This is a genomic window from Novipirellula herctigrandis (assembly GCA_007859835.1).
Lineage (GTDB): Bacteria > Planctomycetota > Planctomycetia > Pirellulales > Pirellulaceae > Novipirellula_A > Novipirellula_A herctigrandis.
This window is the reverse complement of record SJPJ01000001.1, coordinates 7,569,821-7,579,635: the sequence shown is the minus strand read 5'-3', so window position 1 is coordinate 7,579,635 and position 9,815 is coordinate 7,569,821. Positions and strand designations below refer to the sequence as shown.

7 protein-coding genes are annotated in these 9,815 nt (G+C 51.3%); 5 read left to right on the top strand and 2 right to left on the bottom strand.

What is annotated here, in order from left to right; genetic code table 11:
• From CA13_RS27515 to CA13_RS27495, 5 genes are all read left to right on the top strand, one after another.
• Window positions 1-1,852 (top strand): glycoside hydrolase family 97 protein (locus tag CA13_RS27515; RefSeq protein WP_146403924.1); only part of this gene is annotated, 1,852 nt, incomplete at its 5' end.
• Window positions 1,853-2,101: 249 nt separating this feature from the next.
• Window positions 2,102-4,042: a glycoside hydrolase family 97 protein gene (locus tag CA13_RS27510; protein ID WP_146402174.1), complete on the top strand. Its 1,941-nt coding sequence runs from the start codon at window positions 2,102-2,104 to the stop codon at window positions 4,040-4,042.
• Window positions 4,043-4,097: 55 nt separating this feature from the next.
• Window positions 4,098-4,793, top strand: coding sequence for an RraA family protein (locus CA13_RS27505; RefSeq protein WP_146402172.1), 696 nt, complete (start codon window positions 4,098-4,100; stop codon window positions 4,791-4,793).
• Window positions 4,794-4,854: 61 nt separating this feature from the next.
• The gene (locus CA13_RS27500) at window positions 4,855-6,021 is read left to right on the top strand and encodes a mandelate racemase/muconate lactonizing enzyme family protein (protein WP_146402170.1); all 1,167 of its coding nucleotides are present in this window, start codon (window positions 4,855-4,857) and stop codon (window positions 6,019-6,021) included.
• A 27-nt stretch (window positions 6,022-6,048) separates the two neighbouring features.
• The gene (locus CA13_RS27495; protein ID WP_146402168.1) at window positions 6,049-6,846 is read left to right on the top strand and encodes an SDR family NAD(P)-dependent oxidoreductase; all 798 of its coding nucleotides are present in this window, start codon (window positions 6,049-6,051) and stop codon (window positions 6,844-6,846) included.
• Between the two features lie 46 nt (window positions 6,847-6,892).
• Here the strand turns inward: CA13_RS27495 and CA13_RS27490 are convergent, their stop codons facing one another.
• Window positions 6,893-7,738: a 3-keto-disaccharide hydrolase gene (locus CA13_RS27490; RefSeq protein ID WP_146402166.1), complete on the bottom strand. Its 846-nt coding sequence runs from the start codon at window positions 7,736-7,738 to the stop codon at window positions 6,893-6,895.
• Window positions 7,739-7,961: 223 nt separating this feature from the next.
• Window positions 7,962-9,548 carry an alkaline phosphatase D family protein gene (locus tag CA13_RS27485; RefSeq protein ID WP_419194903.1) on the bottom strand — a complete coding sequence of 529 codons (1,587 nt, stop codon included), beginning with the start codon at window positions 9,546-9,548 and terminating at the stop codon, window positions 7,962-7,964.
• Between the last annotated feature and the right edge of the window lie 267 nt (window positions 9,549-9,815).

The window sequence follows — 9,815 nt, the reverse complement described above, 5'->3', positions numbered from 1 at the left end:
TGCCAATGCGGTCGAGTTGAAATCACCCGATGGCCAGCTCGTTGCACAAATCGATGTAAACAAAAACGGTAGTGCCACGAACTTGCTGAACTATAGCGTGACATGGAAAGGACGTCCGGTTCTCGCAGCCTCACAATTAGGACTCGAGATCGATGGCATGGTAAAGGCCGACGGTTTGCGTATTGTTGACGTTCAAACTCGAACGGTTGACCAAACATGGAAAACCGTTTGCGGTGAACGTAGCGAGGTTCGTGACCATTACAACGAAGCAACGCTCCATCTACAGACCGTGGGCAATTCTCTTTACAAGCTCTCGATCACCTTCCGTGCCTTTGATGAAGGCTTTGCTTTCCGATACACGGTTCCTGAACAGGCAAACTTGAAGAAGTTTAACATCCGCCGTGAACGGTCGGAGTTTCGCTTCACGGACGATCACAAAACTTGGCCGGTTTACAACGCACAGGGAGACTACCAGGAAGCTCGACTGAGTGAAGTCAAATCGGGTTGCGAACGCCCTTTGACCATCCAGGCTGACGACGATTTGTTTGTTGCGATCGGTGAAGCGGGGCTGGTTGACTACGCCAGAATGAAATTCGGCCCAATTGAGAATACGTCGACCGGTTTGGTGAGTGAACTTCACTCGCCAGTCGAAGCAATGTTGCCTCTGGATACTCCTTGGCGTTTTATCCTGCTTGCAGACCGAGCCGGTGGATTGCTCGAACGAAACTATATGGTGCTGAATTTGAATGAACCTTGTGCGATCAAGGACACCTCGTGGATCAAACCCGGAAAAGTGATACGAGAGGTCACGCTGACAACGGATGGTGGCAAAGCGTTGGTCGATTTCGCCGTCCGACGCGGACTGCAATACATCCACTTTGATGCGGGTTGGTATGGGCACGAATACGACGACGCCTCAGACGCAACGACCATCACCGTTGATCCGAAACGTTCGAAAGGCCCGCTAGCACTGCAAGAAGTGATTGCCTATGCGAAGGAACGAGGCATTGGCGTCATCGTTTACGTGAACCGTCGCGCTCTCGAGAAGCAGCTTGATGAGATTCTGCCGCTCTATGAGTCGTGGGGAATCGCAGGAGTCAAATATGGCTTTGTGAACGTCGGATCGCAGAACTGGACGACTTGGCTTCATGATGCCATTCGCAAGGCAGCCGATCACCATTTGATGGTCGATGTTCACGACGAGTATCGGCCAACCGGTTATGAACGAACCTATCCAAACTTGATGACCGCTGAAGGAATTGCCGGTGACGAAACATCGCCTGAGAACAGCAATACATTGACGATCCTGTTTAGCCGTTTGTTGTGCGGACCGGCTGACAATACGGTGTGCTATTTCGATGCCCGCGTTGACCGAAATGCCACCCACGCTTACCAACTCGCAAAGGCCCTGTGCATTTATAGTCCTTGGCAATACTTGTACTGGTATGACCGACCCGCGAGTGCGCCGAGCAAAACCGGCGGTGCGGGTGGAGGAAACCAAGTGATCGATGAAGCACCGGAACTCGAATTCTTTGACGTTTTGCCGACAAGTTGGGACGAAACCCGCGTAATTCATGGCGAAATTGGCAAGTACGCGGTCATCGCAAGAAGGCATGGCGATAATTGGTATGTTGGCGCAATGAACAGCGGCAAGGATAGAACGTTGAGTCTGCCGCTCGATTTCTTAAAACCAGCAACGACTTATACTGCACACCGCTACATCGACGATCCGACCGTCGACACCCGCACCAAGGTGCGAGTTACGACAACCGATGTAACGAATTCCTCGGTGATTCAGTTATCTTTGCCCGCCCAAGGCGGGGAAGCGATTCGCATTGTGCCTAGCACTTAGTGTTTCGTCAGCTTTTGTTTATTAGAGTAGCGGAACTCGTCAAGAGTTTCGCCGTGCCGCCTATCGCCGAAAGCCTTTGCGACTCTCGCTACGGTTTGCGACTATGGCTACGGTTTGCGACTATGGCTACGGGCGGAAATCTAGATCCTAGGACAACGAGGTTGGATAGAGCACTAGCGTCCGACTCTTCACTTGGTTGGCAGTTCTCGTGAATCACCCCTGTAAAACTCAATTTCTACATCAAATCACATGAATCAAACTTACCCGAACGTTGTGCATCGCTTTTTCTTGTTTGTTGGTTTACTTCTATGCGTCGCTGGTGCAACCACCGCCGTTGCAGAGGATGCGCTAACACTCGCCTCACCCGACAATCGAATGCAGGTCAAAATTGAGCTGTCGGAGAAAGATGGGATCCGCGATTGCCCAATCTACTCGGTCACATGGTCAGGCCGAACAATTCTACTTCCTTCTCGCTTGGAACTCACGCTTGAGGGAGCTCCTCTGCAAGGTCCCTTCAAGCTGGTTCAAACGAGCGTTGACTCGAAAGACTCCGCTTGGAAGCCGGTTTGGGGAGAGCGAAGCACGATCGTTGACCGTTACAATGAGCGAAAGATCCTGCTCCAAGAAACAAGCTCGCCGAATCGGCAACTTGAGATCATTTTCCGAGCCTTCGATGAAGGTTTGGCGTTTCGGTATCAACTTTCCGCTCAGCCAAGCCTGTCCGAGTTCACCATCAAAAAGGAACACAGCGAGTTCTGTTTTGCCGGCGATCACTCCGCGTGGATGACTCGTGTCTCTCAGGGCACCTACGTTCAAGCCAACATTAGCAGCATGACTTCCGTCTGTGAACGTCCGCTCACGATGCAAGCGTCCGACGACCTTTTCCTTTCCATTGCGGAAGCACGCCAGGTAGATTACTCGCGAATGAAGCTGGGACCATTAAAAGGGAACCCGCACGCAATCGTTTCAGAAATCGAGGGCCCCGTCACCGGAAAAACGCCCTTTAACACACCTTGGCGCGTGGTGATGGTTGCAAATTCACCCGGTGAGCTACTGGAAAACAATGACATCTTCTTGAACCTGAACGACCCGTGTGCGATCGCCGACACATCATGGATCAAACCGGGCAAAGTCATTCGTGACGTTAGCCTGACCACGACGGGTGGCAAAGCGTGTGTCGATTTTTGTGTCAAGCACAATCTTCAATACGTCATTGAAAGCGCCGGTTGGTATGGCAATGAATTCACTAATGAAGCCGACGCGGCGACGGTGACGCTTGATCCGAAACGCTCCAAAGGCCCACTCGATATGCAGGAGGTCATTCGATACGGCGAAGAGAAAGGCATTGGCATCATGGTCTATGTCAATCGTAATCAGCTTGAAAAACAACTTGATGAAATCTTGCCTCTCTATGAAAAGTGGGGACTTAAGGGAATCAAATACGGATTCGTCCGAACCGGATCGCAACAATGGACCAATTGGATGCATGATGCCGTCAAGAAAGCTGCGGACCACAAGTTTGTGTTGAGCATTCATGATGACTATCGTCCGGTTGGCTTCTCTCGGACTTATCCAAATCTGATGACGATGGAGGGTATTCGTGGCGACGAGGAATCACCCAAGACCGAACACACGCTCATTACTCTGTTCACCCGGATGCTCGCCGGCCCCGGCGACAATACAATTTGCTACTTTGCAGGACGTGTGAACACCATGGGTTCACATGGCGCACAGTTAGCGAAATCCGTCTGCTTGTTCAGCCCGCTGCAATGGATGTATTGGTACGATCGCCCCGAAGGATCTCCTCTCGATAGTGGCGGAGCCGGAGATAGCATGTTGTTTATCGAAGAGGTCCCTGAGCTCGAGTTCTTTGATGCGTTGCCAACGGTATGGGATGACACAAAAGTGCTTGACGGTTGCATTGGTGAATATGCAGTGGTTGCTCGTCGAAGCGGCGAGGATTGGTTCATCGGCGCTCTCAACGGTGCCCAAGAAAGGACAATTGATTTGCAACTCGATTTCCTTAAGCCAGGACAAAAATACACGGCCCATCTCTACCGTGATGATCCACAGGTAGAAACCTCGACACAGATTCGCGTCGATCGGAAATCGGTAAACAGCCAATCGGTGCTGCGATGCGAATTGAAGCCACAGGGTGGTCAAGCCATTCGCATCACTCCGGCAAATTAGCGGCATCAACAGCCATTGGTCAAATGGGAAACACATTATCAAAGAAGGGAAGAGCATGACAAAATCGTGGACGAACGATGGCGAATTGTTTCAGCTATGTCGTGAAGAACTCTTCACCGCAGTGGTTGGCGACGTGATGGACCAACTCGGTTACTTGCAACAATTTCTGCCCCCCGAGATCCAACCATTGCGAGAGGACATGCTGATTGTGGGACGTGCGATGACCGTGCTCGAGGCAGACGACCTCGGAGGCGAAGGACCGGGTCGATGCAACGAAACACTCAACCAGCCCTTTGGCTTGATGCTCCGTGCGTTGGACGAACTCAACTCGGGCGATGTCTATATCTGCTCGGGTGCTTCGCCGACCTACGCGTTATGGGGCGAATTGATGAGTACCGCAGCGATGAATCGCGGTGCAGTTGGAGCGATCGTGAACGGCTACTCGCGTGATACACGGGGGATTTTGCAGTTAAACTTTCCGACGTTTTCGATGGGGCGTTACGCACAAGATCAAAGGCCGCGTGGAAAGATCGTCGACCTGAGATGCACTCTAAAGTTTGGCGACGTTGTCGTGAAACCGGGAGACCTCATTTTTGGTGATGTTGATGGGGTCTGCGTGGTTCCCCACTCAATCGAAGACGAAGTCATTCGACTCGCTTTAGAAAAGGCCTCGGGGGAACGCCAAGTCTTCAACGCGATAAAAGGCGGCATGGGTGCCCAAGAAGCATGGGATCGCTACGGCATTATGTGAGTATCTCGACCTAGCAATGTGATCTCGGTCCGAACAGCTGAATATTCAAAGGTTATCGAAGATGAAAATTACGGATGTAAAGGTCTGGCTTGTCGAAGGAATCAAGTACAACTGGACCATGATGAAGGTTTACACCGACACGGGCTTAACCGGTGTCGGCGAAGCCACTAATTGGCCGGGCAGTCCGATCATTGAATCTGCTGCACGCCATATTGGCGAGCGAGTCATTGGTTTGGACCCGCTTCGCACCGATTTCATTTGGACAAAACTCTATCGTGACTTGAATTGGATCGGGCCCTACGGTGCTAGCATGTGCGCGATCAGCGGGCTCGACATGGCGCTGCTTGACCTCAAGGGCAAGGCATTGCAAACCCCCTGTTACCAATTACTCGGCGGAGCCTTCCGCTCGGACATTCGATTGTATGCAAATTACTGGTTTACAGGCGGAAACCACACAGCGGAAGACTACGCACAGCAAGCACGGCGGGTAAAAGACCTTGGGTTTACTGGGCTAAAGTTCGACCCGTTCGCCCATACCAACTATCTCTATGGCGAGGACTTGCATACATCGCTGTCGCTTGAGACGTCGCAGCAGGACCTTGCTTTTGAAGTGACTAAAGCGGTTCGCGATGCGGTCGGTCCTGAGTTTGACATGATGATCGAAACGCACGCAATGCTGAACTTTGAAATGGCAATCAAGATGGCTCAGCGACTTGCTCCACTTGGCGTCACTTGGTTCGAAGAGCCCGCAGGTCCCGAAAGTTCTCAGACACTGCGGGCATTCCGAGAACGCCTGCCGTCGGAAGTGCCCATTTGTGTTGGCGAACGTCATTACACGCGCCATGGTTTCCGTCCCGTGCTAGAAAATCACATTTGCGACGTCATCATGCCTGACATCACCCGTTGCGGTGGCCCTTCGGAAATGAAACGCATTGCAACTATGGCGGAGGCCTACGGTGTCCTCGTCGCGCCACATAATCCCAACGGTCCGCTCAGCACACTGGCAAGCGCCCATGTATGTGCTTCGATTCCAAATTTCTTTCGCTGTGAGTTCATGCTCAACGACGTTCCATGGCGTGACGAAGTGATTGATCACCCCTTGGAAATCGAAAACGGCTATTTGAAACTTTCGGACCGCCCCGGATTGGGAGTTGATCTGGTTGAACAGAAAATGGAAGCGCACCCAGGCATTCGCGACCTGAATGAGAGAGAGAATTTTTATGTGTAGCCCACGTCCAAGCAATCAGGTGGAACCGTGACCCTTGAAATCAATTTAGACGGCAAAAAAGCTTTGGTGACCGGTGTGACAAGCGGCATCGGTGCTGGGATCGCAGCCAAGTTGGCCGAGGCCGGATGTGACGTCACCGGTTGCGGACGAAGGGCCGCAGACGATAACGGCGCGACCGCGTTCCTTGACTCTGTCCATGCCCATGATCGTAAAGCCTACTACTTTTCAAACGATGTTTCGAAACCGGACGAGCCGCAACGATTAGTCGATCAAGCAGTCGATGCGATGGGTGACCTGGATATTGTCATTTCCAACGCAGGCCGAAATATTTTCAAAGGAGCCGAAAATTGCAGCCAAGCCGATTGGGATGAGTGTATGAGCTTGGATCTTGCATCCCATTGGCGTCTTGGCCAAGCAGCGAAAAACCACTTGACCGGCAATGTCCGTCAACCAGGTGTGATCGTCGTCATTACTTCCAATCATGCTTGGAACACGATTCCAGGTTGCTTTCCCTACAACGTCGCAAAGGCAGGCCTTGTAGGGTTAGTCCAATCACTCGCGATTGAATGGGGCCCCGGCATTCGGTCGATCGGAATCGCACCCGGCTTCATCGATACGGCAGGTGGAGACACGTGGTTCAATAGCTTTCCTGACCCGAGTGCGGAACGTGCCCGAACGGAATCGATGCATCCAGTAGGCCGAATCGGTTCCATTGAAGAGATCGGACACCTCTGTGCCTTCCTCGCAAGCGACCTCTGCGGTTTCATCAACGGAACAACGTTGGCGGTGGATGGCGGCAGATCTGCCCTGATGCAGGACGACTGACCAATCCAATTTCGATGTCTACTCGGTCAAGTTTACTCGTTCAAGTCTACTCGGCCGAAAGAGGTAAAAGCTTGATGTTTCGGAACCAAACTCGTTGGCCTTCCGCCTGCAAAGCGATATGGCCATAGGACAATTGGATGTCCGCGCCTCGAGCCAAAATCGGCTTTGCTTCTTTGCTACCTAGATCCAATTGCGGTTTTTCATAGCGGAGCACTTCTTTGCCTTCGACGCGATAGATGATCTCATCATGACCGCGGACTTCCATTTCAACGGCAACCCACTTGTCCGCTGGCAATGTTGGCCCCGAAGACTTGACGATGTGCTGTTTGGTTAACTTTCCGTCGTAAACCAAGTGTGTTCCGGGTGTGCAAACATTGCCGGTTTGACGTTCGCCGCTGCCCAAATCCGCCAAGAACTGCATTTCAAGGCTAGCAGGAAAACCCTGATCAAGTTCCATACTTTGCGGAGTCTGCGAGTGAAGCATCACGCCACTGTTCAGATCGACGTATCCAGGAGCATCGGGAAGCATTCGACCCTCAAAACGATATTCAAGTTGCAATCGATAATGGGAATAGGGAAGAACCGAAAACAGATGTCCATAGCGTCCGTCGAACTCGTTGTAGTCATCGTATTCGCATTTCAAAATTCCGTCTTCAACTCGGAATGTGTTGGCGTAGTTTTCACCCAAGGGGTGCCCCGCGATCTTGACAGTCCATCCATCAAGATCTTTCCCATTAAATAAATCGATCCATTGGGCTGATTCGCTCGACGCCCGATCGGGGCTAACGCCAGGATCATCCGCTGACACTAACGTCACATTTTGCCCAACAATGAACCATCCGAAGGAGACAACCAAACACACGGACCTGAGTGGTTTTAAAACGTTATTCATCGCTGTAGATTCCTTGCAGAAAATGGGGAACTCGGGTGACTATGAAGCTTGCGGTTTCAAAACACTCCAAACCGCTCACTAAAATACCAAACAAAGAGAGAGCAAGGGTGTGTTAGCGGATGACCTAGACACTGTTTCCATGAAACGACTCTGGCATCCAAACTAACGGACCACTTCAATGATCGTTTCGATATAAACCAGACGCCCCAAAAAAATTCGCAACTCAGGGAGAGGAAATGGGACAAGTGAGCTCACTCAACTTCAACGTCCGGGATTCAATTGGCTGATTGTCGATGTTGACGATGGTAAAGGCGACAAACGGATCCTCTGATGTCGTATCGAATTCCATTTGCCCAAACGAACATTGGTCATTATAGCCAATGATGAATTCCGAGCCTTTGGCATCCTGCAATAGATTGTGGGTATGCACATTGGTGAGCCGCGAGCTCATGACCTCATAGAGAGCGTATCCATTCGGACGTGGTATCCTGCGCATATCCGAGCGATGTCTGTCCGCAGCCATCAGGATTACGCCGTTGATTTGATGCTCTTCAATGAAGGCGAAAATCGATTCTCGTTCCGATGGAAAACCATCCCAAGTATCTTTGCTTCCTGGTTTTACGCCCGGAGAAAAAGGAACCGGGGAAGCCAGCACCTTGAACTTTCCGGTTGATGATTTCAACGTTTCCTGAAGCCATTTCTTTTGAACGGGCCCTAGCATCGAACCGCCTTTGAGGTCGCGGTAATAACGGCCGTCTAACATGATGAAGTGAATGTCTCCGATGTAAAAGTCATACCAGCAGCCCGGCTGTTCAACACCATTGCCGTAGGCGGGATTGACCCAGTTCTGAGTGAACGTATTCCAAACCTCGCGTTTCCATTCTGGCTTTTCAACATGCGGCCCCGGAACGCAATCGTTTTCGGCAAAATCATGATCATCATAAATCGAAAACACGCCGACCGAGGCAACAAGACGCCTCCAATCGGGCTGGCTTTGACGTCGGTAGTAGCAGTAATGCCAAGTGCCCGAATGCGTGGGATCATCGACATAAACATTGTCGCCCAACAACAACATCGCATTCACGTCACGGCTCTTCAACGTCTTCCACATCGATTCATATTGCGGTGTAAATCCGGCGCCACCACCAAACGCAATCTTCACGCGACAAGGATTTCCCTGCTGAGGAAAGGTACGGAACTTGGCCGACGGGCAAACGTTTTGGCCGTCTATCAGCACCTCGTATTGGTACTGCGTATCCGGCGATAATCCTGATACCGAAATTGTCGTGGTGAAGTCCGATGCTTTTGACGTTTGCCCCGTCCCCTTAAATTCTTTTGTCTCAGACACCGTTTGCACGACAACATCGACATTCAGCTCGTCCGCCGTGCGAACCCAAAACTTTGCGGACGTATCTGTGATCGATCCCAACATCGGTCCATGCAGCAATCGTTTCTTTTTAGAGGCAATCCATTCGATATAGGGAGGGTGCGAAGCAAGAGGTTCAAGAAATTCTCGTGGCCCTGCAAGCAATCGTTCCATAGGCAACCCTTGGTTGATGGCCTGTTGCACTAAATCAAAAGCTTCGTCGAGATCACCTTGTCGACAGGCAATCATTGCCAGTACGAAACAGCGATCACTCTCGCTGATCGGGCTGTTCTGTTTGCGGGGCTCTTTGCCAACAAGTTCGATTGCCTCATCGAATTGATCTTCCGCCAATAGTCGTACTGCATTGCGTCCTGGGTCGTGTTGCGCAAACGCGTGCCCAGACAAAGCGACAAAGATAAGTAATGTGTTTAGTCTTGTAGTCATTCTTGTTTCTTCAAAGGCAGTTTCGTTGCGACTTGAATCTTCATTGAATTCTAAATGATAACGCATGAGAACCGGGGTAAGGACTGCGGTCAAGAGAGGCCGAGGTTGTCAACGAGACTAACCGCGAAGTACAGGATATGCACATCTAGGATTCTCTTGACGGATTGAGCATCCAAACAGCTTCGATTTGGCTTAACGCCCAAGTATTCCGCTGTCGCGCCATTGCCAAGTCGCGAGACACGTTAACGAGCCTCGGCCTGTACTGGA

Coding starts and splice junctions, on each gene's coding strand:
- CA13_RS27505 (WP_146402172.1), top strand. CDS start 4,098: ATGACAAAATCGTGGACGAACGATGGCGAATTGTTTCAGCTATGTCGT.
- CA13_RS27485 (WP_419194903.1), bottom strand. CDS start 9,548: ATGACTACAAGACTAAACACATTACTTATCTTTGTCGCTTTGTCTGGG.
- CA13_RS27500 (WP_146402170.1), top strand. CDS start 4,855: ATGAAAATTACGGATGTAAAGGTCTGGCTTGTCGAAGGAATCAAGTAC.
- CA13_RS27510 (WP_146402174.1), top strand. CDS start 2,102: ATGAATCAAACTTACCCGAACGTTGTGCATCGCTTTTTCTTGTTTGTT.
- CA13_RS27490 (WP_146402166.1), bottom strand. CDS start 7,738: ATGAATAACGTTTTAAAACCACTCAGGTCCGTGTGTTTGGTTGTCTCC.